Source organism: Oceanobacillus polygoni (assembly GCF_008304605.1).
Taxonomy (GTDB): domain Bacteria; phylum Bacillota; class Bacilli; order Bacillales; family Amphibacillaceae; genus Oceanobacillus; species Oceanobacillus polygoni.
In genome coordinates this window covers 174,511-200,864 of sequence record NZ_PIJY01000045.1, presented here as the reverse complement: position 1 = coordinate 200,864, position 26,354 = coordinate 174,511, and the positions used below count along the sequence as shown (strand labels likewise).

The 26,354-nt window shown below is 37.8% G+C and carries 25 protein-coding genes; all 25 read right to left on the bottom strand.

The features are described 5' to 3' along the window. Positions 1-83 precede the first annotated feature (83 nt). Positions 84-1,331: a competence/damage-inducible protein A gene (locus tag F1560_RS19900; protein ID WP_149476372.1), complete on the bottom strand. Its 1,248-nt coding sequence runs from the start codon at positions 1,329-1,331 to the stop codon at positions 84-86. Then, positions 1,328-1,909, bottom strand: a complete 582-nt coding sequence (pgsA, locus tag F1560_RS19895; RefSeq protein ID WP_149476371.1) for a CDP-diacylglycerol--glycerol-3-phosphate 3-phosphatidyltransferase — start codon at positions 1,907-1,909, stop codon at positions 1,328-1,330. The genes F1560_RS19900 and pgsA overlap by 4 nt, the downstream gene beginning before the upstream one ends. Before the next feature lie 254 nt (positions 1,910-2,163). Next, positions 2,164-3,090, bottom strand: a complete 927-nt coding sequence (locus F1560_RS19890; protein WP_149476370.1) for a helix-turn-helix domain-containing protein — start codon at positions 3,088-3,090, stop codon at positions 2,164-2,166. Positions 3,091-3,333: 243 nt separating this feature from the next. Next, positions 3,334-4,122 carry a DUF3388 domain-containing protein gene (locus F1560_RS19885; protein WP_149476369.1) on the bottom strand — a complete coding sequence of 263 codons (789 nt, stop codon included), beginning with the start codon at positions 4,120-4,122 and terminating at the stop codon, positions 3,334-3,336. A gap of 299 nt (positions 4,123-4,421) precedes the next feature. Next, positions 4,422-4,670: a DUF3243 domain-containing protein gene (locus tag F1560_RS19880; RefSeq protein WP_149476368.1), complete on the bottom strand. Its 249-nt coding sequence runs from the start codon at positions 4,668-4,670 to the stop codon at positions 4,422-4,424. Positions 4,671-4,799: 129 nt separating this feature from the next. Continuing rightward, positions 4,800-5,516, bottom strand: a complete 717-nt coding sequence (ymfI, locus tag F1560_RS19875; RefSeq protein ID WP_149476367.1) for an elongation factor P 5-aminopentanone reductase — start codon at positions 5,514-5,516, stop codon at positions 4,800-4,802. Positions 5,517-5,525: 9 nt separating this feature from the next. Then, on the bottom strand, positions 5,526-6,815 hold the full coding sequence (gene yfmH / locus F1560_RS19870) for an EF-P 5-aminopentanol modification-associated protein YfmH (protein WP_149476366.1): 1,290 nt from the start codon (positions 6,813-6,815) through the stop codon (positions 5,526-5,528). Then, positions 6,808-8,097, bottom strand: coding sequence for an EF-P 5-aminopentanol modification-associated protein YfmF (yfmF, locus tag F1560_RS19865; protein WP_149476365.1), 1,290 nt, complete (start codon positions 8,095-8,097; stop codon positions 6,808-6,810). The genes yfmH and yfmF overlap by 8 nt, the downstream gene beginning before the upstream one ends. A gap of 137 nt (positions 8,098-8,234) precedes the next feature. Continuing rightward, positions 8,235-9,188 carry an ABC transporter permease gene (locus F1560_RS19860; RefSeq protein WP_149476364.1) on the bottom strand — a complete coding sequence of 318 codons (954 nt, stop codon included), beginning with the start codon at positions 9,186-9,188 and terminating at the stop codon, positions 8,235-8,237. Beyond that, a complete protein-coding gene (locus F1560_RS19855) occupies positions 9,189-10,235 on the bottom strand; it encodes an ABC transporter permease (protein WP_149476363.1) in 1,047 nt (348 codons plus the stop codon). Next, positions 10,222-11,760: an ABC transporter ATP-binding protein gene (locus F1560_RS19850; RefSeq protein WP_149476362.1), complete on the bottom strand. Its 1,539-nt coding sequence runs from the start codon at positions 11,758-11,760 to the stop codon at positions 10,222-10,224. Before F1560_RS19850 ends, F1560_RS19855 begins: the two co-directional genes overlap by 14 nt. A 151-nt stretch (positions 11,761-11,911) precedes the next feature. Then, entirely contained in the window at positions 11,912-13,027 is a 1,116-nt protein-coding gene (locus F1560_RS19845) for a BMP family lipoprotein (protein WP_149476361.1), read from the bottom strand. A gap of 114 nt (positions 13,028-13,141) precedes the next feature. Then, positions 13,142-13,867 (bottom strand): GntR family transcriptional regulator, encoded by a 726-nt coding sequence (locus tag F1560_RS19840; protein WP_149476360.1) that lies wholly within the window; start codon positions 13,865-13,867, stop codon positions 13,142-13,144. A gap of 329 nt (positions 13,868-14,196) precedes the next feature. After that, positions 14,197-16,473, bottom strand: a complete 2,277-nt coding sequence (locus tag F1560_RS19835; protein ID WP_149476359.1) for an FtsK/SpoIIIE family DNA translocase — start codon at positions 16,471-16,473, stop codon at positions 14,197-14,199. A 110-nt stretch (positions 16,474-16,583) separates the two neighbouring features. After that, entirely contained in the window at positions 16,584-16,790 is a 207-nt protein-coding gene (locus F1560_RS19830) for a YlzJ-like family protein (RefSeq protein WP_149476358.1), read from the bottom strand. Further along, the gene (locus tag F1560_RS19825; protein WP_149476357.1) at positions 16,787-17,515 is read right to left on the bottom strand and encodes a ClpP family protease; all 729 of its coding nucleotides are present in this window, start codon (positions 17,513-17,515) and stop codon (positions 16,787-16,789) included. Before F1560_RS19825 ends, F1560_RS19830 begins: the two co-directional genes overlap by 4 nt. Before the next feature lie 90 nt (positions 17,516-17,605). Then, positions 17,606-18,472, bottom strand: a complete 867-nt coding sequence (dapA, locus tag F1560_RS19820) for a 4-hydroxy-tetrahydrodipicolinate synthase (protein ID WP_149476356.1) — start codon at positions 18,470-18,472, stop codon at positions 17,606-17,608. A gap of 34 nt (positions 18,473-18,506) precedes the next feature. Continuing rightward, the gene (gene dapG / locus F1560_RS19815; protein ID WP_149476355.1) at positions 18,507-19,742 is read right to left on the bottom strand and encodes an aspartate kinase; all 1,236 of its coding nucleotides are present in this window, start codon (positions 19,740-19,742) and stop codon (positions 18,507-18,509) included. 124 nt (positions 19,743-19,866) lie between these two features. Beyond that, entirely contained in the window at positions 19,867-20,913 is a 1,047-nt protein-coding gene (asd, locus tag F1560_RS19810) for an aspartate-semialdehyde dehydrogenase (RefSeq protein ID WP_149476354.1), read from the bottom strand. 51 nt (positions 20,914-20,964) lie between these two features. Beyond that, entirely contained in the window at positions 20,965-21,570 is a 606-nt protein-coding gene (gene dpaB, locus F1560_RS19805; RefSeq protein WP_149476353.1) for a dipicolinate synthase subunit B, read from the bottom strand. Next, the gene (gene dpaA / locus F1560_RS19800; RefSeq protein WP_149476352.1) at positions 21,567-22,451 is read right to left on the bottom strand and encodes a dipicolinic acid synthetase subunit A; all 885 of its coding nucleotides are present in this window, start codon (positions 22,449-22,451) and stop codon (positions 21,567-21,569) included. The genes dpaB and dpaA overlap by 4 nt, the downstream gene beginning before the upstream one ends. A gap of 226 nt (positions 22,452-22,677) precedes the next feature. Beyond that, complete coding sequence (locus tag F1560_RS19795; protein ID WP_149476351.1) at positions 22,678-23,535, bottom strand: LysM peptidoglycan-binding and 3D domain-containing protein; 858 nt, start codon at positions 23,533-23,535, stop codon at positions 22,678-22,680. A gap of 231 nt (positions 23,536-23,766) precedes the next feature. Beyond that, the gene (locus F1560_RS19790) at positions 23,767-24,009 is read right to left on the bottom strand and encodes a YlmC/YmxH family sporulation protein (protein WP_149476350.1); all 243 of its coding nucleotides are present in this window, start codon (positions 24,007-24,009) and stop codon (positions 23,767-23,769) included. Between the two features lie 228 nt (positions 24,010-24,237). Further along, positions 24,238-25,461, bottom strand: coding sequence for a M16 family metallopeptidase (locus tag F1560_RS19785; protein WP_149476349.1), 1,224 nt, complete (start codon positions 25,459-25,461; stop codon positions 24,238-24,240). Positions 25,462-25,513: 52 nt separating this feature from the next. Beyond that, positions 25,514-26,354: polysaccharide deacetylase family protein (locus tag F1560_RS19780; RefSeq protein ID WP_149476506.1), on the bottom strand; the 841-nt coding region annotated here is incomplete at its 5' end.

Below are 26,354 nucleotides of genomic sequence, written 5' to 3'. Positions count from 1 at the left end.
GTAGTGAAAATTATCCAAAATTAGTACTTCTAACCATGCAGAATAGCTTAAAACATTATTTCATCATCCGAAAACTATTAAAATTAAGATTTCAAATAATTAAATAAAATTTCTAATCCTTTTATACTTGCTCTTTTTCGAATAGAAAAACGCGCACCAGTAAATAAAAACGAGTCTACTTTTTTGTATCCATTCGCATCAGAAATAGCAATATACACTTTCCCTACTGGCTGCCCTTCTATTTCATTAGGGCCAGCTACTCCTGTAAAACTTATACCAATCTGTGAATCAAACTTTTTTCGAATCTGATCTGCCATTTCTGCTGCACACGCTTCACTTACAGTTCCTTCTTCTTGAATCGTTTGTTCAGCCACACCAAGAATGTTTTGTTTGACTTTTGTATCATAGCAAACAAGTCCACCAGGGCACACACTTGATGCTCCGCTTACCGATATGATTTTTTCTGTAAACATTCCACCAGTTAAGCTTTCAGCAGCTGCAAGTTTTTTATTTTTACTCTGGAGCAGCTCAACAATGACTTGCTCGATTGTTTGATCATTTTCACCAAAAAAGTGATCTCCAACCCTCGCTAAAATTTGCTCTTTTGTTTTTCCGAGGAGTTCATCAAGTTGCTTCTCCGATGACCCTTTTGCTGTTAAACGGATGACTACCCCGTCATCCTGAGCAAGGGGGGCAATTGTTGGATTACTTTGTGCTATGATTAAGTCTTTTAACTCATGTTCCAATGTTGATTCACCAATGCCGATAAATTTCAATACGAGTGACTTGATCATCTGCGCGTCACCCGTTAGGTTACGCAAAAACGGTATAATTTCATCTGTTGTAATCCGTTTCATTTCTCGCGGAACCCCTGGAAGGAAAAACCATGATTTCCCTTCCAGTTCAACCTTCATTCCTGGTGCCATCCCTGCGTTATTTTTCAATACCGTACAGCCTTTAAAAATGCGTGCTTGCTTTCGATTATTTGGGGTCATGTTTGACGTGTGATTCTTGAAATACATTTCAATTTTATCAATCGTCGCTTGATGCTCCACCATCTCTAGTTTGCTTATCCGTTGGAAGGCCTCTCTTGTTAAATCATCATCTGTTGGACCAAGTCCTCCAGTAACGATAATAATATCCGATCTTCCTTGTGCTTGTAGAAATGCTTCTTCTACGCGATCTAAGTTATCTCCCACCACTGCATGGTTGTATACGTTAATACCATACTGTGCTAGTTGCTGTGATAACCATTGTGCATTTGTATTTGCGATTTGTCCAAGCAACAACTCAGTACCAACTGCTACAATCTCCGCTTTTACTTGTTTCATTCGTTCGACTCCTTCATCACATGCCAGTTTTTGACGAAATAATCAACACCCGATACTACTGTAAAGAATAATGCGATATATAACATAATTGTACCAAATGGAAAGTCAATATAAGCAAACGGGAAGTTATGCAGTAGCAAAACGGCAATTGCAATCATTTGTGTTGCAGTTTTCAATTTACCCATTTTCCCTGCAGCAAGTACAATTCCTGCACCGGCAGCTACAAGGCGTAACCCCGTTACTGCAAATTCTCTACTAATAATAATGATGACAACCCAAGCTGGAGCTAACCCCATTTCAATTAGCAAAATAAGCGCAGCAGAGACAAGTAATTTGTCTGCTAAGGGATCCATAAACTTACCTAAATTAGTAACTAAATTATATTTCCTTGCATAGTAACCATCAATCCAATCCGTACCTGCTGCGATAATAAAAATCAAAGCAGCTACAAAATGTGCTACAGGTAAATCTGCTGCCCCGATATCCCATGTACCCCAATCCAGTGGTAAACTAAGTAAAAGGATAAAAATTGGGATCATCATAATACGTGATAATGTAAGTCGATTTGGTAAATTCATTCGTTTGTTTCCTCCTAGAGTTTTTTAATTGATTTACGATAATGATATAAAAACCCTTCCACATAGGTAAAGGGAAGGGTTTTATCACGCATTAACGGGCTGTATTATCCTTGTGGTATAAACAGCCCATAAATTTCTGATTCTGTTCAACTAACATTTAGTGGGCAAATGGTTGCCTTCACTAAACAAAGTTTCACTTTATCTATGGTATTCAGTTTCTACAACAATCTACTGTATAAACTTAACTGCTATCGTTAACGCGTAATAGTTAGATTCAATCGTTGGTGTACATACTGGTTTGCATCAACTGGATATTCTAGCTCAACATCATTGATGGATATTTTCAAAGCAGGAGCATATCCCACATTAAATGAAATTGCTTCAGCGTCACTGATATCAATTTCAACCGGTGATTCGTCAGCAGAAAAGCTGCTATTATAGAAAGATTCTCCACCTTCTTCTCTGATTTCTAACCATGTATGCTGATTATCATCAACAGATTCCAATGTAAGAATTACTTCATCGCCAGCATTTGTCATTTCAATTGTAGAAACCGGTTGGGAACCAGTGCCTTCCTCTGTTACCGTAAACTCAGGCTCTGATTGGTCATTCGATTCGTCTTGAGATTCGTCTTGAGATTCATCTTCATTTTCCTCTTCATCTGCATTTCCATCAGAATCATCTGCTTCATTGTCAGCATCCTCATTGCCTGTACCTGTATCGTTCGGATTCGTAATAATGACATTATCATCAGGTTCTTCTACAGGATTTGTTGCATCCCCAGCCATGTTTTCTCGAATAAACCACCAAGCAACAAAAACAATACCAACAATCAGCAGAACCACTATAATAGTCGGAATCAATGAAGCTATACGACCAGATGACTTCTCCGTATGATTTTCTTTCCTTGTCCGCTGCATTCTTGTATATTGGACATTTTCTTCTTCAGTACTAGGAATTTCTTCTTTATGTTCTTCTAATAATTCATTCGGATCTAATCCAACTGCATTTGCATATTCTTTAATAAAAGCTCTTGCATAAAATTTCCCAGGTAAAATATGCAAATTACCTTCCTCGATTGCCACTAAATATCTTTTTTGAATTTTTGTCGTTTCCTGTAGACTATCTAGAGACAATCCACTAGCAAGACGTGCCTCTTTCAGCTTCGCCCCTACATCCATATATAACACCTTCCATTTTATAGGTAGTTCAAAAAGTCCGGTAAAAATGACACATCGAGAACAGTAGACCTTCGACTAACTACCGACACGTCCTGTGTCGAACGTCGAAGTCACCACATCCTGCGGAAGCTCGTTGGCTTGTTTTTCTGTTCCTCACGTATTAGTTGCATACGTTCCGATACTCAAAACTACGCCGCCTCGAACTTCTCGGTCCTTTTTATACTCCTTTTCAAACATAAAATCTTAAAAATCAAACATCGAAAAGCCATTATTACTAAACTGATCTCGTTCTACCGGTTCATATGTAATCTCTTCGTCTACATCTGTACGTAATTCAATAATATAATCAAAATCATCCATACTATACTCGGTAGACTGCACAAAAACATCTGGATGCTCCACTACTTTAACTGAGGGTAACTGCATGATTTCGCGAATTAATTGCCAATGCTTCTCATTTGCCATTCTCTTGGAGAGAACCCCGTCAATAATATAAATATTATCTTGATTATACTCTCCTTCAATTAATTGATTACGAACCGTTTGTTTAATCATTGTACTTGATACAAACAACCAGCGTTTACTTGCGCAAACACTAGCAGCAACAATAGATTCTGTCTTGCCCACACGAGGCATTCCGCGAATTCCGATTAATTTATGGCCATCCTGCTTATAAAGTTCTGCCATAAAGTCAACAAGGAGTCCAAGTTCGTCTCGAACAAAACGAATCGTTTTTCTGTCATCGTTATCTGTGTGTATATATTTTCCATGACGAACTGCCATTTTATCTTTAAGCTTAGGTTTCCGTAATTTAAATAATTTAATCGTATCCATCGTTTGCAGAATGGACTTTAACCGCATTATATTTTCATCATGCTTCGATAAGAGCAGCATTCCTCTGCGAGCGTTCTCCACACCATTTATGGTAATAATATTAATCGAAAGCATTCCTAATAAAGAAGAAATATCTCCCAGTAATCCAGGACGGTTCATTTGAATCTCATATTCAAGATACCATTCTGTCCTATCCATAATAAGCCCCTTTATTTTACATACTTTATTTATATTAAGCAATTGTTAGCTCGTTTTAATAATTTATTACGTAATTTCACCAATAATGACATCATTAAAACTTTTTAGCATGATGATACCATAATGTTTAAACTTTCAACCTCTATAAGTAATATAACATTATTTTCATTTTTTCTAAATAGCAATTACCATAGTTTTCATATAATTTTTAGCTTCTACGCAAAAAAGCCATATAGTACGACTATATAGCTTTTTATAATATAAAGGTTTATAAAATATTTACAACCGCTTGCTGTTTGTTACTGTTGTTGGACAAGCTTAATCATTATATTTGCAATAGCTTGCTGTTCTTGTTCAGATGCAGCATTCCATAGCTCTTTTAAAACTGCTTCTTCGCTATTTTTAGCTTCTACGCTTTGAGCTAGATAATCCCCAACTTCAGCAGCAACCGCTGACATCGTTTGCTGATCCATTCCTTGCTGCTGTGCTTGCTGGATTCGATTCGCTAAAAAGCCTTTCCACGTATCAAAATTATCTAATACTGACATTGGTGAGCCTCCTCCATTCATAATATCCTGCATAGTATATGAAGGTTGGCAAAATTTATACAGTCAAAATCACAAACGTTCTTACAGCCTAGATATGCGGTCAGTATCAGGTATGGCAGAAAACAAACACTACCAACCACCATTCACATTAATAATTTCTCCCTGAATATAGGTTGACCGTTTATCAAGTAAAAAACTAACCGTATGCGCTATCTCACTGGGTATGCCAGCTCGATTCATCGGAATTTCATCGATAATTGCCAGTTTTTCTTCTTCCGATAAATGACTGTTCATCTTCGTTTCAATATAACCTGGACTAATCCCATTAACAGAAATTCCTGCAGGAGCCACTTCCTTCGCCAAGGCTTTAATAAAGCTATTCTGCGCACCCTTAACAGAGGAATAGATGACTTCATAACTAGCACCAACATTGCCCCATATCGATGTAATCATAATGATATTCCCTTTGTGATTCGTTATCATAGGAGGCAAGAGATGTTTGGTAAGCATCCATGGTGCTTTCACATGTAAAGATAACATTGCATCCATAGCCTCTTCAGACGTATGTTGCAATAATCCATAATAAGCAGTTCCACCGGCAAAGATGATTCCATCAACTGGAAGCACCAGTTTCGTCAGGAAATGTTTAATTTCATCTTGATTACTTAAATCAGCTTGGATCACAGCAAGCACTGACTCATTAGCTAATCGTTCCCGTAGCAAATCAATACCAGACCTATTTTTATGATAATGTAGTAATAATTGATAACCGTCTTGAGCAAGGCGTTCAGCTATTGCATAGCCAATATCACCGCTTGCTCCGATAATTAATATATTTTTCCCCATCGTCTCTCCCTATCCTTTTGCTGCACTTATCGTACATACAGCTAAACGTTCCTCAGCAATCCATTCTTTCAAGAACGCCTGTGCATCGTCCAATGACAATCCTTGAATTGCAGGAATGATTTCAAACAGATTAATTCCCATTGTATGGTAATGAATATATTTATTTGCAATAAACTCGAGAGAATTCATCGCACGTAGCAATTGGCCGATTTTTTTCTTCTTCATTCGTTCAAACACTTCATCCGTTAGCGCATATTTTTTTGTTGATAATAATTGTTCTTTTATTTTCGCTGCAAATTCCTCTGGTTTAGCTGTATTACTACCAATCATCGAATACCCAAAATTCCTCTCAAGATTCGTTTCAAAATAAAAGCTATCATCGATTAGGTCTGCTTTATATAATTCCTGATAAAATTCTCCACCAGTAGAAAAGAAATGACTTAGTATCATACTGCCTAGTAGATCTCTTCTTAAAAATTCCTCTTTTTCTAGTTCGGTATCAGAATCTTTTATCCCTATTGTACATTTCGGAATGGATACAGGCATATGAATCGTATTTTCTTTCATTGCAACCTCTCGTGGCTCCTCAGGAAAATCGCGCTTCAACTCAGCCATCTTATCAAAAGATTTTTCCTTTTGATTTAACGTTATCATTTCCATCATCTGCTCTACTTCAAAATTACCTACAACGAATAGTGTCATATTTTCAGGATGATAAAACGTATGGTAGCACGTATATAGATCATCTTTTGTAATAGATGTAATGGACTCCACTGTACCTGCAATATCGATTTTTACGGGGTGATTTTGAAACATGCTTTTAATCGTTCCCATAAATGCCTGCCAATCTGGTTGATCATCATACATTTTAATTTCCTGTGCGATAATCCCCTTTTCCTTTTCCACAGATTGCTCCGAAAAGTATGGATCCTGTACAAAGTCGATTAGTGTTTCGACATTCTTCTCAATTTGGCTCGTAGCTGAAAATAAATAAGCTGTCTTTGTAAATGATGTATAGGCATTTGGTGATGCCCCTTGCTTTCCGAAATCCGCAAAAACATCACGGTCTTCTTTTTCAAAAAGCTTATGCTCTAAAAAATGTGCTACACCTTCTGGTACGGTTATTTCAGCGGATTCACCTAAAGGAACAAAGGTTTGGTCAATTGATCCATAATTCGTGGAAAAAATGCCAAATGATTTTGTCATTTCTGGTTTAGGTAATAAGAACACGGTCAATCCATTATCCAGTTTTTCTGAATAAAGTGTCTCTCCAATACTTTCATAGGTTTGTTTATTCACCTTGTTCTCCTCCTTCACTCGTTAATAAGTACACAGTATCCTCTTCGACTTTGCCCGCAACTTGAACGACTTCTTCTTTCGTGACATTTTGAATACCATCAAGCAATTCGGTTGGTGTCATGAGACGTTTTCCAATAACTTGCTGATACAGTATTTCAATTAAACCTTGTGGATGATCCATTGTTTCCTTTAACTGATTAATAATTAAATCTTTTGTCTCATTTAGTTCTTGCTCTGTAAAATCGCCGTCCTTCATTGCTTGCACTTGCAAGCGAATAATATCCCTTGCTTTTTCAAAATCGTCCGGTGCGATTCCGCTAAAAACAAATAACAATCCTTTATGACTTTCTAGTCGCGATGAAGCATAGTAGGCGAGGCTATTTTTTTCCCTAACATTAATAAATAATTTCGAGCTTGGAAAGCCCCCGAACAATCCATTAAATACTTGCAAGGCAAAATAAGCATCGTCTTGATATGTCGTATTCGTACGATAACCAATGTGCAATTTCGCTTGTTGAACTTGCTGTTTTTCGATTATCTCCTGTTGCTCGGACACCGGCTTTTTAGTCACCGCATTAACTGTTGAGGTACCTTGCTGCACAGTTCGTTGCATCGTATCCTTGATTATATGTTTTACTTTTTCCTCAACAAAATCTCCAAGAACATAGATATCCATCTCATCTTGTTTAAGCATTTGTTGATAATAGTTATACAGGTCTTCATTCATCAAGGAATTTAAGTCTTCCTCATATCCATGTACATGTAACTGATACGCTTCTTCTTTACACATTTCATCAATGAGTCGCATATTGGCATAACTCATTTTGTCATCTTGAATAGCGTTTATCTTTTGCTTTAATGTACCGACTTCCCGTTTAAAAACAGCATCGTCAAATCCGTTTTTTCCTGCATTCGGATGAAATAACACTTCACTAAATAATCGAATCGCCTCATCCATAACGTTTGATGCATCAGGGATGAATTTTTCATTCGCGAACTCCAGACGAATCGTAATAATGTGATTCTCTCCCTTTTTACCTCCATCAGCAGTTAAAACTGCACCATATAAATCATCTAGCTTTAACTGTAAAGCACTTCTGTCTGGATAAGTTTTCGTTCCTTGCTTCAAAATATAAGGAAGTAATGCTCGCTTTGTGATCGTCTCCTTATCCAATTTAGCTTTTATTTTCGCTACAAAAGTAATTGTTTTAAACTTTTTCGATTGAATAAAATGAAGCTTAAGACCTTGTTCGTCAAGGCGCTTTTCTTGAATTGTATCCATAGGCATCCTCCGATAGTACATATTCTTATATCTCCACAAATATCTTGCACAAATTTACCATTTGTCATCCATTATACGGTAAAAAAAACTGACTTGCTATTATTAGCAAGTCAGTTCATGTTAAAAAGCTTCTATAATTATCTGCTACCTTTAATGTATGGTTCACCATTTGCTCGAGGTGCATCAGCACGTCCAATGAATCCTGCCAAAGCAAGAATCGTTAGCACATATGGTGCGATTAACAGGAATACTTGTGGTACGTCCTGTAAAAGCGGGATACTTGACCCAATGACACTTAAACTTTGAGCAAAACCAAAGAATAATGCTGCTCCCATTGCTCCGAGCGGATGCCATTTACCAAATATAACTGCTGCAAGCGCCATAAAACCCTGTCCTACAATCGTTGAATGTGAGAAATTGGATGCAATTGTTAGTGCGAATACAGATCCGCCTAAGCCTCCAAGTGCTCCAGAAAGAATGACAGCGATATAACGCATTCTACTTACATTAATTCCATTTGTGTCAGCTGCCATTGGATGTTCACCAACTGCACGCAACCTTAAACCAAATGGCGTTTTGTACAGTACAAACCAAGCAACGAAAGCTAAAATAATAGCCAAATACGATGTAATATAGATTCCTTGGAAAAATATTGATCCAAGGACTGGAATGTCTGATAATAACGGGATATTCGTTGTATAGAATGGTTGATCAACCATATCTGTTTGCCCTTTACCATACCATTGTTTTGTTAAATAAACCCCGATACCTAGTGCAAGCATATTAATCGCTACACCACTAACAACTTGGCTAGCATGGAAAGAAACCGATGCTACAGCATGAATAATGGAGAAAATTGCTGAAACAACCATGGCAACTAGGATTGAAATCCAAGGTGTCCATGCTCCGAGTACATCCGAGAAAGTCAAGTTAAAGACAATCCCTAAAAATGCACCCATGACCATTAAACCTTCAAGACCAATGTTTACAACTCCAGAACGTTCACTAAAAACGCCACCTAATGCAGTTAAGATTAAAGGAGCTGAATAAAATAAAGCTGTAGGGATAACAGATTGCAATATTTCAATCATTTATTTCCCCTCCTTTTTGAAGCGAACGATTACCCATCTAATGATGTAGCTAGATGCTACAAAGAAGATGATTAGCGCAATAATAATGTCTACAAGTTCTGTCGGGATACCTGCCCCAGTTGGCATTTCACCAGCGCCCTCTTTAAGTGCACCAAACAAGAATGCTGCAAAAACAACCCCAATTGCTGTGTTTGCACCAAGAAGCGCAACAGCGATTCCGTCAAAGCCTAAATTAGAAAATCCTGCTGTTACGGACATATTTCCGTAGGTACCTAGCCCTTCCATTGCACCTGCAAGTCCAGCAAACATACCTGCAATAACCATCGATAATATAATATTTTTACTTACATTCATACCAGCATAGCGTGATGCGTGCTGATTAAAACCAACTGATTTCAATTCATAACCAATCGTAGTTCGTTGAATAATAAACCACATAATTGCAGCGGCAAATAAGGCAATTAAAATTCCATAGTGAACACGGGAATAAAACGTAATGCTCTGCATCCATTCGGAAGCCAAGGAAGCAGAACCAGCTATCGTATCTGTTGTTGTTTGTCCACTTGTTAATACTTTTCTTATAATTTCATTCGTCGTAAATAAAGCAATATAATTCATCATGATTGTTACGATTACTTCATGAACTCCAAGCTTTGCCTTTAAAATACCTGGGACAAATGCCCATAATCCACCAGCAACAGCTGCTGCAAGAATAGCAAGCGGCAAATGAATATACATTGGTGCATCAATTGTCAGTCCTACCCATACTGCTGCAAGCCAGCCTACAAGCACCTGCCCCTCAGCACCTATATTAAACAACCCAGTGCGAAATGCGAATGCTATCGATAACCCTGTAAGGATATATGGAGCTGACCTTCTAATTGTTTCTCCGATTGTATAGGCATCTCCAAATGCACCAGTCCATAATGCTGAGTACCCATCAATCGGGTTAAACCCAGAAATATGCATGATAATCGCACCTGCAATCAATCCCATAACAACAGATACAACTGGGACAAGCAGCGTAAATAATCTATTGGATGGCATTTGGATCACCTTCCTTAACCTGACTTCCAGCCATCAACAATCCCAGTTCCTGTTCACTGGTTTCTTCCGGCTTTACGTCAGCAACTATTTTCCCATCAAACATAACGGCAATTCGATCACTAACATTCATAATTTCATCGAGTTCAAACGAAATTAATAAAATTGCCTTTCCTTTGTCACGTTCTTCAATCAATTTTTTATGAATAAACTCAATAGCGCCTACATCTAAACCTCGAGTTGGCTGAGCAGCAATTAGTAAGTCAGGTGAACGATCCACTTCTCGACCAATGATTGCTTTTTGTTGATTTCCACCAGAAAGTGCCCGCGCCTTCGTATAGACACTCGGCGTACGAACATCGTATTCTTTAATAATCTTTTGTGCTTGGTCATAAATCGCCTTATAATTTAATACTTTAGCTTTGGAATAAGGCTTTTTATAATAGGTTTGCAAAACAATATTTTCGCCTATGGAATAATCCAACACGAGTCCAAATCGATGTCTGTCCTGCGGAATATGACCAACTCCACTTTCTGTTACCTTTCTCGGACTCTTGTTCGTAATGTTTTTATTATTTAGTTTAATTTTTCCGGAAACTGCAGAACGAAGGCCAGTGATTGCCTCGATCAATTCCGATTGTCCATTACCATCAACACCAGCAATTCCGACAATCTCTCCAGCACGCAACTCAAGATTTAACCCTTTTACTAAATCTACTTTTCTAGCGTCTTTTACAACTAAATTTTCAATTGTTAAAACGGTTTCTTTAGGTTCTGCTTGCTTCTTCTCTGTTTTAAAATGGACTTCTCTACCAACCATGAGTGATGCCAGTTCGTTCGTATTTGTTTCAGCAACATTTACAGTGCCAATTCCCTTCCCTTTACGAATAACCGTACACCTATCACAAACTTCCATTATTTCTTTGAGTTTATGTGTAATGAGAATAATAGATTTTCCTTCTTTAATTAATGAACGCATAATTTCCATTAATTCATTAATTTCTTGTGGTGTTAGCACTGCAGTTGGTTCATCAAATATAAGTACCTCTGCCCCGCGATATAATGTCTTCAAAATCTCCACACGCTGTTGCATACCAACTGAAATATCACTTATTTTTGCATCTGGATCGACCTTCAGACCATACCTATCGGAAATTTCCTGAATGTCCTTTCTTGCTTTCTCGACATTAATAACACCAGTTTTTTTAGTCGGTTCACTTCCAAGAACAATATTTTGGGTTACTGTAAATGGCTCAACAAGCATAAAGTGCTGATGTACCATCCCAATACCTAAATCATTTGCAATATTCGGATTCGTAATATTTACTTTCTTCCCTTTTACCCGAATTTCTCCTTGCTCCGGTTGGTACAAACCAAATAAAACATTCATTAAAGTAGATTTCCCAGCACCATTTTCTCCTAATAGCGCATGAATCTCACCTTGTTTAAGCTGGATTGTAATATTATCGTTTGCTACGATTCCAGGAAATTCCTTCCGTATATTTAACATTTCAATTACATATTCCACCGGTCTTCACCCCTTTATAGCATTATTATCTTTACTGTTTTTTATAAAATCATCAAATAAAAAGGACTATTGTTTTCTAATCCTCTTTAGTTGAAAATCTTACTTAACATGAGTGAAGAAGGCTAAAGTGATTAGCCTTCTTCACTATTTATTAAAGTGCTTCAAGAAATGATTCTAATTCTTCACGTGTTTGAGGTGTTTCTACATCCCCGTTAAGAATTTTTTCTTGCCATTCGTTTACAGCATTTTTGATATCTTCTGTAAACGCATCTGTATTTGTATCAGCGATGGAAATTCCATCTTCTTCAATTCCAAATTCTAAGTGCTCGCCACCTGGAAATTCGCCTGCTTGTAGCATCTTAGCAACATCTTGTACAGCAACGTCAACACGTTTAACCATAGAAGTTAATGTTACGTTATGGTCGCCAATTTTACCTTCTTCATGCTGGTCAGCATCCACACCGATTACCCAGATTTCACGATCTGCATCATTTTGTTTAATATCTTTTGCTTGGTTAAATACACCATTTCCTGTTCCACCAGATGCATGATAAATTACGTCAACACCATTGCTATACATGTTGGATGCAATTAATTTCCCTTTTGCTGCATCATCAAAAGTTTCAGCATATTGAACATCTATTTCAATATCAGGGTTTACAGATTTTGCACCTGCAATGAAGCCGGCTTCAAACTTAGTAATTAACGGTGAATCGATACCACCAACAAAGCCCAATTTATTTGTTTTCGTTTTGTTTGCAGCTGCAACACCAGCTAAAAATGAACCTTCATGCTCTTTAAACGTAACACTTAGTGCATTTGGTGCTTCTACAATATCATCCACGATTGCAAAGTACGTGTCTGGAAATTGTTCTGCTGCTTTTTGAATATCCTCTTTTAAAAGAAATCCAGTACCAAAGATTAAGTTATATTCATCGCGCACAAGGCGGGTGATGTTCGGCATGAAGTCTGCTTGTGACGCTGATTGCGCATAATCAAACCCGTTACCTTTTGATAGGTCATTCTCTTCTCCCCACGCTTGGATACCTTCCCATGCAGACTGGTTAAATGATTTATCATCTACCCCACCTTGATCCGTTACCATTGCAATGCTGTAATCTTCATCAGATGCTGCATTATCTGCATTATCATTATTGTCGTCTGAACCAGCTGTATCGCCCTCGCTTGACCCGCCACCACATGCAGCTAAAACTAGCCCAAGACTCAATAATAAAGCAAACAATAGAATAAACTTACGATTCTTCAATTTAATGCCCCCTAAATAGTTGAGATAGTATAACTAAAAAACGAACAAAAAAAATCACTGCAAACCCTTTCCTATTTTCGCCCATCACCTCCTAAAAATTCAGTTTTTTAGGATTCATACCCTTTTTCTAAGAACATGAAAGCTGAAAACGTCTGAACGAAAATAATTGGCTGAATATAGGATAGCTTCATCTTTGCTTGTATAGTGAATCTGTTTCAGCAAAAGTAATGATTGATCTGGTACGCAGTCCAAAATACTGTATATTCGGTCATGATAGCTGATTGGTTCGATGTATGTAACAGCGTATGCAATTCGTTTGTTCGCATAATCTTCTAAAAGTTCAAAGATAGAATCGACCTCATGTACCCGATCAAGCGGTATTAAGTTTTCCGGCACCTTATCAATACAAAATACAACAGGTTTATTATCAGCTGTACGGACCCTTTCAATTTTAGCCAGAGTGTTCACACTTCTCGGGGAAAATTTTGCTTTATCCTCATCTGTTGCTTCGATTAACTCTGTAGATAAATATTGTGAACCAGCAATTTTACCAGATTGCTCAATCATTTGCGTAACACTACTTAGCTCTTCAATACCTGAAGAAAAAATCGGCTTCGAATTTACAAAGGTTCCAACCCCATGCCTTCGCGTTACAACATTGTCTTCTTCAAGAATGCGAAGAGCTTCTCTTAACGTAGCTCTAGAAACGCCTAATTGTTTTGACAATTGATATTCTGATGGTAGCTTCTCTTTTTCTCTATACTTGCCATTTTCAATATCTCTTGTAATTTCGTCGATGACTTGTAAATATAGGTGCCTTGAATCCGTTTTAATCGACACAAAATCCCCTCTTTCCTCTAACTGCACTTAAAGAGATCTGACCTCTGACGTATGACTATTTTGTCCGTCATTTATCTTACCACTATTAGTTGAATAAATAAATAGAAATAGGATAAATTCCTTAAAAAAGTCAACAAATTATGACAAGAGGACTTTCTGCTCGACAAGTGTTGATGCAGTTTAGTTTCTTAGTTACTCCTGTACAATTAGAAATTTACCTTTCTTTACCAAAAAAATAAGACAGGTGAGCTTATTTTCACCTGTCTCATTTATAAAATGCATGACTTTTTGATCGTTCAAATTCCGTTTTTAATTAGGCTGCAAGAATACTACATTGTTTTTTCTTCCGCTGCTTGCGAAACTAACACTGTTCTCGGCTTACTTCCTTCGTATGGTCCAACAATACCTCGTGCTTCCATTGCATCAATCAATCGCGCTGCTCGAGTATACCCAATCCGGAATCTCCGTTGCAGCATGGAGACACTGGCACTCTGCATTTCAATAATCATCTGTACCGCATCTTCATATAATTCGTCATCTACTTCTTCTACTACATCATTTGTATCTTCTGGAATCATCTCTTCTTGATAAGAAGCTTTTTGTTGTTCAATACAATGGTCAACAACGCGTTCCACCTCTTCATCAGATAAAAATGCTCCCTGTACGCGGGTTGGTTTAGATGAACCTACAGGCATGAATAGCATGTCCCCTCTGCCTAGCAGCTTCTCAGCTCCACCTGAGTCGAGAATCGTTCTTGAGTCTATTTGAGAAGAAACACTAAAAGCAATTCGGGACGGGATATTTGCTTTGATCACCCCTGTAATAACGTCAACTGATGGCCGCTGTGTAGCAATTATTAAATGAATACCTGCTGCACGAGCCATTTGAGCCAATCTGGTAATGGAATCTTCTACATCATTGGAAGCAACCATCATTAAATCAGCGAGCTCATCAACGAGAACGACGATGTACGGTAAATGTGGCTGTGTTTCATCGGAACTCAAATTATATTTGCGGATATATTCGTTATACCCTTCAATATTACGTGTTCCGGTGTCAGTAAATAAATCATATCTTCTTTCCATTTCAGAAACTACCTTTTTTAATGCTCTTGATGCCTTTTTAGGATCTGTTACCACTGGAGCCAATAGATGCGGGATTCCATTATAAACATTCAATTCCACTTTCTTTGGATCAATCATCATCATTTTAACTTCATGTGGTTTTGTACGCATTAAGATACTTGTAATAATTCCATTAACACATACACTCTTCCCACTACCAGTTGCACCAGCAATTAATAGATGGGGCATCTTATTTAACTCGCCTACGACAGCTTCACCAGAAATATCTCTTCCTAGTGCATATAGTAGTTTCGCTGACTTATTATTCCATGTTTTATCAAGCACTTCTCGTAACGATACCATAGCAACCTCTTGGTTTGGTACTTCGATTCCAACTGCAGATTTTCCCGGTATCGGAGCTTCTATCCGAATATCCTTGGCTGCTAGTGCAAGTGCTAAATCATCATGTAAACCAACAATCTTACTTACCTTAACACCAGCTTCTGGATACACTTCATACTTCGTTACAGCAGGACCTACATGTACTTTTGTAATTCTAGCTTTTACCCCAAAACTTTTAAACGTTTGTTCAAGCTTTCTAACAGTAGCTTGGATCTGTGACTTTTCCTTTTGTTGTGAATTATGTGCTGGATCAGCCAGTAAATTGGGAGATGGCAATATATATTCTGGATTTTCTGTTTCTGTCATTGCCATTTCTGGAACGTCGTCTACTTCTTCCGCTTCCTTCTGTTTAGCTTTTTCCTCTAGCGGTGCTGCAGCATGTACCGGCTCTTTTTCTGTTTCGTTTGTGGCATAGGCAATATCCGTAAAATCATTAATCACCGGTTCATCATGCTGTAGTTCATCAATAACCACATCATCCTGTAACTTCCGTTCTTCCTTCTGTTGCTTTTTCGCTGCTTTTACATCCTTCCATTTGACAAACTGGTTTTCGGTAATTTTTTTTATTCTCGCAAATAGTTTAGCAAATAAGTCGCCAATCGATATATCGGTAATAAATATAAGACCAATTAATATAGAGAACACGGCAACGATTTTCGAACCAGCTAAAGAAAATAGAAAATTACAGAAAGTAAAAATGACTGCTCCGATCATGCCTCCACCCATCTGCATAACGGTACCAGTTCCGCTAACATAGTCTAAAAAATTATTCCAAGTTGTACCGATAATCGATACATTTCCAGCCGTTACTAGCAAACTCTCAATCGTTTGTATATGTGATAATAGTAGAATGCCAGCAAATAGAATATAGAACCCTACCATTTTTCTACTCCAAAAATTCGGGTACTTTCGCTTAACTAGTAGCAGAACACCAGTAATAAACAAGAACACAGATGCAACAAAATACCAAATCCCAAGAAAGAATTGGAAGAAATGTTCCATCCATCCAGGTATTGCACCATCGCTTATTGCACTTGCTCCACTCCCGAAGATGGATAAAAAGATAAACAGTAGCCCTAAAAGTTCCAACCTTAATGATCTCGTTTTTTTAGTACTTTTTCGCTTTCTTTTTCTCGCCATTTTTTCACCTCTATCTTTACAAACATATATGAATAGTAAACCCTCGCCCACAAAATGGCAAGGGTTTACTTACTATCCCAATTATACCATAAACCGTTTAATAATTTGGTTTAAGATAGAATACTACCCGGGGAAAATTCAGCCCGTAAATAATCCTGTGGATCTGTTGAAACGAGCTGCTGAACTTGATAAGTTCCATCCTTCATTCGTGCAGCATAAATCATTCTCCCACCGTAAGCAATATGCTCAACATTTGAAAATCCTTCCTGATCGTCAGGGAAGATTTCATGCTGGGCTAGTGGTGTATACAATATCATTGTATAACACCACCCTCTGCACTGTCATTACTTCCAATAAACTCCGTTAATTTGCTCATCGCATCTTTCACGCCGCCTACTTGATCAATTAGCCCATACGCTACTGCATCTTTCCCAACAACATTTGTGCCAATATCTCTAGTCAAATTGCCTTTTGCAAACATAAGATCTTTAAATTTTTCTTCCTTAATATTCGAATGCTCAACGACAAATTGGATAACTCTATCTTGCATCTTATCCAAATATTCAAAGGTTTGTGGTACTCCTATAACTAAGCCGGTTAATCGAACTGGATGAATCGTCATCGTTGCCGTTGGAACAATGAAAGAATAATCTGTGGCTACCGCTATCGGTACTCCAATTGAATGACCACCACCAAGTACAATTGATACCGTTGGTTTAGAGATCGAAGCAATCATTTCAGCAAGAGCAAGACCCGCTTCAACATCTCCACCTACTGTATTCAATAAAATAATTAACCCTTCAATTTTTGGATTTTGTTCAATGGCAATAAGCTGTGGTAATAAATGTTCATATTTAGTTGTTTTATTTTGCGGAGGCAGCTGGATATGTCCTTCCACTTGGCCAATAATTGATAAGACGTGAATATTGGAATCAGGTGCCTGTGGTATATTAGACTGCCCCAACTGTTGGATTTTCTCGACAATTGATGATGCATTTGGCTTGTCTTCTTGATTTTCATTTTCTTCTGGATTGTTATTCATTTACGAACACTCCCTTTATCCTTTATCACTATAAAGGTAGTATGAACGTAAACATACAAAAAATACCGGCTAATGTAATAGCCGGTATTGTTAATTATCTAAAAGAAGCTTCAATTTACTTGTTTCAGCATCTGTTAAAGGAACTAATGGCAGTCGTACACCACCTGTTTCGATTCCTTTCAATTGTAATGCCGCTTTAACAGGAGAAGGGCTTGGTGCTGTGAAAAGCCCGTTCATAATTGGTAGCAATTTACGATGTAATGCTGCTGCTTCCTGAATCTGACCATTTTTAAATTGTCGAACCATCGTACGCATTTCATTGCCAATAACATGGGAAGCAACAGATACGATGCCATCGGCCCCAATAGCTAACATTGGTATCGTTAATCCGTCATCTCCACTATACACACTAAAATCATCGGCTGTGTTTTCAATAATTTCTGCGACTTGGTCAAGGTCACCACTTGCTTCTTTCATGGAAACGATATTATCAATTTGACTTAAATTAATCACTGTTTCTGCAGTTAAATTGACTACTGAACGTCCAGGTATATTATAAAGCATGATAGGTAAACTCGTTTCCTTAGCAATCGCAGCGAAATGTGCGTACATGCCACGTTGGTCAGGCTTATTATAATAAGGGGTAACAAGCATGATCCCGTCTACACCACATGCTTCCGCTTCTTTCGTCAAATGGATTGATTCTGCTGTGTTATTACTTCCGGTTCCTGCTAAAACAGGTACGCGGTTATTAACTTTTTTCACGACATGCTTAAACAGGTCTATTTTCTCTTCCGTACGTAATGTTGGTGATTCTCCTGTTGTTCCAACTACTACGAGCGCGTCTGTCCCATTATCGATTAAATAATCGATTAAGACGCTCGTCTGTGCAAAATCAATTTGCCCATTATTATCAAATGGAGTAACCATCGCCGTCAGTACATCGCCAAAATTCATGAATGATCACCTTTCTTATCTAAATTTTGGTATCCTATCTACGCTGCATTTCATTTATATGACTTAGCTCAAACACTTCATGTAACGCATTTACAGCTGTAATTAGATCATTTTTATGCACAAGGACCCAAATGGTTGTATGGCTATCGGCGGACTGTAAAATTTGTACACCTGAATTTGTCAAAGCTTGAACGATTTTAGAAGCTACTCCTGGCACACCAGTCATTCCTGCTCCAACAGCCGAAACCTTCGCACAACCCTCTGTTATTTCTGGGTAGAACCCTAATACTTCTAGGATATGAACAGCTTTTTCAGTTAGTGCCTCAGGAACCGTATAAATAACACCTGTTGGAGAAATATTGATAAAATCAACAGAAATACCTGATTCAGCCATGGCCTTAAATACTTCAGACTGTAATCGGTAGGCGGATTCCTTTGTTTTCACTTTGATTTGTGTAATGGAAGACATGTGAGCTATTCCAGTAATCATTCGGTCTGGAATATCGACTCCCATTTCAAGGACACGTGATGAAGTAACTAACGTACCAAGTTCTTCAGAGTACGTAGACCTTATTCGCATTGGAACCTTTCCCTGCATGGCAATCTCTACCGCTCGAGGATGAATGACCTTTGCACCTTGATATGCTAGATTACATATCTCTGTATATGTCACGATGTCTAATGGGCGGGCACTCTTAACTACACGTGGATCTGCAGTCATAATACCATTAACATCTGTAAAAATATCAATACGCTCTGCGTTAAGCGCAACTCCTAATGCAGCCGCAGTAGTATCGCTGCCTCCACGGCCAATTGTCGTTATCTCACCAGAATAACTTTGACCTTGAAAACCAGCAACAACGACAACATCATGTTTTTCGAATTCTTTTAAAATACGGGTAGGGTTTACTTCTTTAATTCGAGCTTTATTAAAGTCCTCTGACGTTAAAAAGCCTGCTTGTGATCCAGTTAATGCAATTGCCGATATGTGAGACTTTTGAAGCTCATTTGAAAGTACGACAGAAGAGATAATTTCTCCACATGACATGAGAAGATCCAATTCTCGGGCTGAGTTTTGATTATTCGGATAATCAACAAGACCCAATAATGTGTCTGTAGCATATGGATCTGGTTTTCTTCCTAATGCAGAAACAACAACAACTAATTTATAACCTTTTACTAAAGCATCTTTAATATGTTTGATTACATGTTCTCTATTTTCTTCTGATTGAACAGAAGTTCCGCCAAATTTTTGAACCAATATTTCCATCATTACACCTCTATTATTACCAAATACCGGACGCTTAAAAGGTCACCAAACAGAAGGAACTGCATTTATATGCAGATTCCCTCATTTGGTTTCGGATTAAACATTCCTCTTAAAATGCAGCCTCTTAAAGCCAATTATTTTTTATTAATGATTGCGCGATTTGCACCGTGTTTAGAGCAGCACCTTTAAGAAGATTGTCGGATACAACCCAAAGGTGAAATCCTTTTGCGTTATCAATGTCACGACGAACGCGTCCAACAAAGACCTCTTCTTTATCTGCAGCACTTAACGGTGTTGGGTATGTCTGTGTTTTTGGATCATCTTCAAGAACTACTCCATTAGCATTTTCAAGTTGCTTCCAAATATCCTCGACACGGACATTCTCTTGCTCGACTTCTATATAAACACTTTCTGCATGTGAGGTAAAGAATGGTAGCCTTACACATGTAGCAGCTACAGAAAGTTCAGCATCATGCAGGATTTTCTTCGTTTCATTAATCATTTTCATTTCTTCAAACGTATAGCCATTATCCCCGAAAACATCGATTTGAGGTAACGCATTAAATGCAATTGGATAATGTTTCTCATCACCTGAAACTGGGAGTAAGTTTGCTTCCATTTCCTCGCCGTTTAAGTGTTGGTTTGATTGTGTCTTTAGCTCTTCAACTGCTTGTGCTCCAGCACCAGAAACTGCTTGATACGTAGATACAATAATCCGATTTATCCCAAAAGCATCCTTGATCGGCTTTAACGCCGCGACCATTTGTATTGTTGAACAATTTGGATTTGCGATAATGCCATTGTGCTCCGCTATATCTTCATTGTTTACTTCCGGCACAACAAGTGGTACATTTTCTTCCATTCGATAAGCACTTGTATTGTCAATAACAACTGCACCGCGCTTTACCGCCTCTGGAGCTAGTGCCTTCGATATGGAACCTCCAGCAGAGAACAAAGCAATATCCACATCTTCAAAACTTTCGGGTTTAGCTTCTTCAATCGTAACTTCATTATTGTTGAATACTACCTTTTTTCCTGCAGACCTTTTTGACGAGAGCAATTTTATTTTATTTATTGGAAAATTCTTTTCCTCTAATAATTGCATGATTTTTTGTCCGACTGCTCCTGTTGCTCCTACTACTGCGACATTATATGCTGTCTTCTGTGCCATTTACAATAACTCCCTCCAAAATCGAAAATATCTTATTTCTCTCCTAGCTATTTATTTTAACATATTTTCATCCATATAAGGAATAATAATTGGTTGAACTTGTTTTCCATTTAATGCAGACTTCACACTATCTACAAGAAAATCTAAATTAGCAGTCAATGAATTTGGTTTTTTATATGGATCATCTTGACCAAATGGAATAAAGTAAATATTTTTACTGTTCATAAGACGCATTAAGTTCATCCCATTTAACCCAAGTGCATCGTTTGTCGTCACACCAAGTAAAACCGGATTTTGATTTCTCATTGTTGATTTAGCTGCCATCAGTACTGGATTATCTGTTAAAGCGTTTGATAGCTTGCTTAACGAATTCCCTGTGAGCGGGGCAATTACCATGCAATCAAGCGGGTATTTCGGTCCAAACGGTTCAGCTTCCGGAATTGTTTTGACTACTTTTTTTCCTGTAATAGATTCCAATTTTTGGATATGTTCTGTTGCTTTACCAAACTTCGTATCGATGGTTTGAACCGTATAAGATACAATCGGAATGACTTCCGCCTGTTCCTTGATGAGCTTCTCAATCTGCGGGAAAACCTGACTATGTGTATGATGAGATCCAGTTAAGCCGAATCCAATACGTTTTCCTGCCAAACTCATTGGGACTCCCTCGTTTCATCTAAAATTTGTGTGATTACATCCGCAAGTATCTTTCCAGCAGTTCTAGGTGCAACAATTCCAGGTAAGCTTCTTGCTAGAATTGCTTTAATCCCTCGTTTTTCTGCAAAGTCAAAATCTGTCCCACCAGGTTTAGATGCTAAATCAATGATGATACCATTCGGTGGTAAATTTTGAATTGCATCCTTCGTTACAACCGGAGCTGGAATTGTATTAATGAGTAAATCGCATTCATGGGTGTGATCAGAAAGCTTTTCCAATGGAATCGCATGTAATCCCATTTCGGTAATTCTTGCTAGATCTCTAATGCTTCTTGCACACACCGAAACCTTCGCTCCCAATGCCGAAAACTTATTTGCCACTGTATTACCAACTCTACCGAAACCAACTACAACGACTCGTGACGAGTGGATTGTATAATCCGTCTCTTCAAATGCCATCATAATTGCACCTTCTGCTGTAGGTATCGAATTATAAATTGCTACATCGTCCCTGTCCAATAGTGGTACCAATGCGATATTCGCAGCTGTTGTAGCTGACGTTAAATAATCATTTGTTATTCCAGTAAAAACGGACGTGTTGTTTTTTAATTTCTTAAACCATGATTTCTCTATCTGGATCTGTTTATCTGAAAATACGGTTTCGATATTTCCAGACATATCTGTACCCGTTATTGGTAATATAACGGCATCTAACTTAGATGGTTCAAGCTCTTCAAAATCCATCTGATTCAATCCAGTAAATCCTTGCTCCAATTTATCAAAGCCAACTAACATCATTGTTGTATCAGGTAATGTCTTTAGTTGCCTGATTAATTCTAAATAGCGTGCATCTCCGCCAATCACAGCTATAAATTGACTCATTATTGTTTAGACCCTCCAGACATACTTCCTGTTTTTCATTTTCTTTATAGCTTATGTGAACGCACAGTGAGAGTGATTGTCTGTTTCAAAAAAAAGAAAGCAAAAAGGCAGATATCCTAAATATGATATCTGCCTACACCTATAAATTAAGCCTAACCCAACCGTTTAATTTCCTACTATGTTATTGAAAACGTACATTTATGGAAAGCTTAACTATTTATTCCATTTAATCCACAATCGTTACTTCCACTACTCTTCTTCCCCAATCATACGCTTGATCCTTTGTAGGAACATGAATATCTATTTTATTACCTTTAATTGCCCCTCCAGTATCAGCAGCTACTGCATAGCCATAACCTTCAACGAAGACCCTGGTACCAAGCGGAATAACATTTGGATCAACCGCAATCACCTTTTCATGAGGATTTGCTTTTAAATTAACGCCTGTAGCTGTAATTCCGGAGCATCCAGAGCAATATGCCGTGTAAGCAGTTGCTTCTACTGAAATTGTTCTGCCATTTGGCTGTGCTGATTCGTCTTCAGAGGAAGTAGTGGCCTCTTCTTCCACTTCGAGCGTTACAACTTCGTCTTCCGTTGCCTCTTCTGGTTCATTCTCTGGTTCCTGCTTTGGTTCATTCTCTGGTTCTGGTTCTTTAATTTCAATAGTTGAATCCGCTTCTACTTGTTCGGTTGCCACTTGTTCCGTGTTCAGCTCGCTTGCACCATTAACAACTAACTGCTGTCCAACTATGATTAAATCGGAATTGAGATTATTCCAAGCCTTCAAATCTCCAACCGTAACATCATCTCCGTACGATCTACTAATCTCACCTAAACTATCTCCTTTTTCTACGGTGTAATACTCTGGTTTTTCCTCATTAAGTTTTAACGTTTGCTTCGGATGAATCATCGAAGAATCCAAATCGTTTATATCCTTCAACTTTTCTACGGTAGTATTATTATTATTTGCTATTGTCCAAAGGTTATCTCCTTTTTTCACTTCGTAATCAGCTGCTGCGGACACTGTCGTCGCAGAAACACCTATTATAATTAAACCAATAATTAGAGCTACTAACTTTTTCATTATGTAGTCCCCCTCGTTTTAATTACTGTCAACGTAATCGTACCACGGGGACGGGTTAAGTGCGGTTACGGCTTGTTTAAGAGTATATGTCTTAGATTACAAATGAAAGTTTTTTCGATTAATCGGTTCTATTTGCTCTATCACGTGCATACAATAGAGTAGGGACTGTTATGGATACAGCAAAAAAGTCAGGTATCATGGCTCGATACCTGCTTTTAACAACTTAGCTAACTATTCTAGTTTATCAGTCTCAATCATAATCATATCTTCTCCAATTTTCTTAATCGAGTCCCAGCGGATTTTCGTTTCTTCCCCTTCTTTCACTAGTCCAAACCACTTATAATTTGGAATAATAAATGACTCTATCTGTCCAGTTGTTTCATCAATTTCCAAATCCGTCTGTCCGAGCATGCCTAATCTTGTACCTTCATTAACATTAATAATTTCTTTGTCACTCATATCACGAAACCGCATATACTCACCCTCTCCTATGCTTTTATACTTCATATATATGTTGTAAAAAATAACCTATGAATGAATACTCCCACCACTTAATTTCCTCAAAAACAGCCAATTCAGCTCCCCTCTAAAATTCTATCTACTTTTTAAGGAAGAAGTTCACTTGGCTTTAAAGATAGTACAAAAAACGAGCATTCTTCCTGTCTTCAGGTGAATACTCGTTTTTTAAATACCTCACGCTACTTAATGAACACGTGCAGGTGCGATTAATGCAGTTGAAGCTGGTTTATTAAATATTTTTTTGATAACTTGCCCGATGGAAGCATAATCTACTGCATCAATTTCGCGAATAATTTCATCTAATGTGCGATGACGCTGTAACAACAACTCATTTCTGCCATTTCTTGACATTCTGCTATTGGTACTTTCTAAACCAAGCATCAAACTACCTTTTAATTGTTCTTTGCTATTACGCAACTCTTTATCTGTTAATCCTTTATTAATCAATGTCTCTACAGTTTGATTGATTGTATCCCTTAATAATGAAAGCTGCTCTTTGCCTGTACCCGCATAGATTGTCAGTAAGCCATTATCAAGGAAAGTGGAATGATAAGAGAAAACAGAATACGCTAAACCTTGCTTTTCACGGACATCTTGAAATAACCTCGAACTCATACTTCCACCCAGTACATTATTCATAATGATAAGACTATAGATATTCTCATTACCTTGTGGAAGTCCTTCAAAGCCGAAACATAGATGCGCCTGTTCCGTATCCTTATTACGTTCAATGGAATTAGCATAGAATGATGGTTTTATAATGGTTGACTTCTCTGTTGGCGATTCGTATGCACCAAAATAATGTTCAACCGTTTGAATAAATGAATCTTCAACATTTCCCGCTACCGAAACAACCACGTTTTCAGGTGTATAGCGTTGTTTCACATATTCTCTCAGTGTTTCTGGCTGAAAAGATTTTAAATGTGTTTCCGTTCCAAGAATGGAATATCCTAATGGATGATCCCCATAAGAAGCTTTTGCCAATAGATCATGAACAATATCATCTGGCGTATCCTCGTACATTTTTATTTCCTCAAATACAACTTTTTTCTCGCGTTCCATTTCTGCCTCATCAAATGTCGAGTTAAAGAACATATCCGCAAGAATTTCTAATGCATAATCCTTATGTGTATCCAATACTTTTGCATAAAAACACGTATATTCCTTGGATGTGAATGCATTAATTTGCCCACCAATGGAATCAAACGCTTCTGCGATGTCCTGAGCAGTTCTCGTTTTCGTACCTTTAAAAAACATATGCTCTAAAAAGTGGGATATCCCATTATTTTCAACGGATTCATTTCTTGAACCGGTTAATACCCAAATACCGATCGTAACCGAACGAACCGCGGGTATTTTCTCTAACACAATTCGTACACCATTTTTACTAATGTGTTTATCTATCAATATTCTTCCTCCTAAAGTAACTAGATCTATCAAAGGGGCAAGCCACTCATAATTACCTTTCTTCACTAAGTAGCATATCAATTGTTCCTAATCTGTAACCACTTTCTCTTACTAATTGAATTAGCTGTTCTAATCCATTCGCAGTGGCTGGTGTCGGATGCATCAAAATTGTAGCACCAGGGTGAATTTTTTCCTTCACCCGGTTAATCATAACAGAAACTGACGGATTCTTCCAATCAATCGTATCCACTGTCCAAAGAATCGTTTCCATATTCAAATTCGTTGCTGAATAAACAACTTGATCATTATAACTTCCACTTGGCGGGGCAAACCATTCTGCCTTCTTACCAGTAATTGCAGTTAGTATTTGGTTTGTCTGACTGATTTGTTCAACCATCGCTTGATTGGAAAGTCTAGCCATGTCTGGATGGTTATAAGCATGGTTACCAATCACATGTCCTTGTTCATCAATCATCTTTACAATTTCCGAATTTTGTTGTGCCCATTTACCTTCAATGAAAAAAGTAGCTTTTACCTTGTTTTCCTTTAATATGCGGAGCATTTCCGGTATATGCTCTTCCCCCCAAGAAACATTTATTAAAAGTGCCACCATATCCTTCTCTGGATGTCCACGATAAATTGGAGAGCCAGTTAGATCCATTAGACCAATTTCTGGAGATATTTGATCAAATACAAGCTTAGACTCATCGAATGTTCCAGCCTCTTTCATTTTTTCATAGGATTTTTCTACGTTTACTTCCAAGCCATTCCGACCAGCAGTTTTTTTCCAGACCCTGTCAATATAAGCATCTTGCGGCTTCTCTGAAAATAATTCCTTTTTTTCTTCTATTTCCTGATATAGAGCGTCTTTCTGGTTAATTACTTGAGATCCC

What these genes read in the sequence shown, in the direction of transcription:
- F1560_RS19900 (WP_149476372.1), bottom strand. Translation starts at nt 1,331, where the DNA reads ATGAAACAAGTAAAAGCGGAGATTGTAGCAGTTGGTACTGAGTTGTTG.
- pgsA (WP_149476371.1), bottom strand. Translation starts at nt 1,909, where the DNA reads ATGAATTTACCAAATCGACTTACATTATCACGTATTATGATGATCCCA.
- F1560_RS19890 (WP_149476370.1), bottom strand. Translation starts at nt 3,090, where the DNA reads ATGGATGTAGGGGCGAAGCTGAAAGAGGCACGTCTTGCTAGTGGATTG.
- F1560_RS19885 (WP_149476369.1), bottom strand. Translation starts at nt 4,122, where the DNA reads ATGGATAGGACAGAATGGTATCTTGAATATGAGATTCAAATGAACCGT.
- F1560_RS19880 (WP_149476368.1), bottom strand. Translation starts at nt 4,670, where the DNA reads ATGTCAGTATTAGATAATTTTGATACGTGGAAAGGCTTTTTAGCGAAT.
- ymfI (WP_149476367.1), bottom strand. Translation starts at nt 5,516, where the DNA reads ATGGGGAAAAATATATTAATTATCGGAGCAAGCGGTGATATTGGCTAT.
- yfmF (WP_149476365.1), bottom strand. Translation starts at nt 8,097, where the DNA reads ATGGATACAATTCAAGAAAAGCGCCTTGACGAACAAGGTCTTAAGCTT.
- F1560_RS19860 (WP_149476364.1), bottom strand. Translation starts at nt 9,188, where the DNA reads ATGATTGAAATATTGCAATCTGTTATCCCTACAGCTTTATTTTATTCA.
- F1560_RS19855 (WP_149476363.1), bottom strand. Translation starts at nt 10,235, where the DNA reads ATGCCATCCAATAGATTATTTACGCTGCTTGTCCCAGTTGTATCTGTT.
- F1560_RS19835 (WP_149476359.1), bottom strand. Translation starts at nt 16,473, where the DNA reads ATGGCGAGAAAAAGAAAGCGAAAAAGTACTAAAAAAACGAGATCATTA.
- F1560_RS19830 (WP_149476358.1), bottom strand. Translation starts at nt 16,790, where the DNA reads ATGATATTGTATACACCACTAGCCCAGCATGAAATCTTCCCTGACGAT.
- F1560_RS19825 (WP_149476357.1), bottom strand. Translation starts at nt 17,515, where the DNA reads ATGAATAACAATCCAGAAGAAAATGAAAATCAAGAAGACAAGCCAAAT.
- dapA (WP_149476356.1), bottom strand. Translation starts at nt 18,472, where the DNA reads ATGAATTTTGGCGATGTACTGACGGCGATGGTTACTCCATTTGATAAT.
- dapG (WP_149476355.1), bottom strand. Translation starts at nt 19,742, where the DNA reads ATGGAAATATTGGTTCAAAAATTTGGCGGAACTTCTGTTCAATCAGAA.
- asd (WP_149476354.1), bottom strand. Translation starts at nt 20,913, where the DNA reads ATGGCACAGAAGACAGCATATAATGTCGCAGTAGTAGGAGCAACAGGA.
- dpaB (WP_149476353.1), bottom strand. Translation starts at nt 21,570, where the DNA reads ATGAGTTTGGCAGGAAAACGTATTGGATTCGGCTTAACTGGATCTCAT.
- dpaA (WP_149476352.1), bottom strand. Translation starts at nt 22,451, where the DNA reads ATGAGTCAATTTATAGCTGTGATTGGCGGAGATGCACGCTATTTAGAA.
- F1560_RS19795 (WP_149476351.1), bottom strand. Translation starts at nt 23,535, where the DNA reads ATGAAAAAGTTAGTAGCTCTAATTATTGGTTTAATTATAATAGGTGTT.
- F1560_RS19790 (WP_149476350.1), bottom strand. Translation starts at nt 24,009, where the DNA reads ATGCGGTTTCGTGATATGAGTGACAAAGAAATTATTAATGTTAATGAA.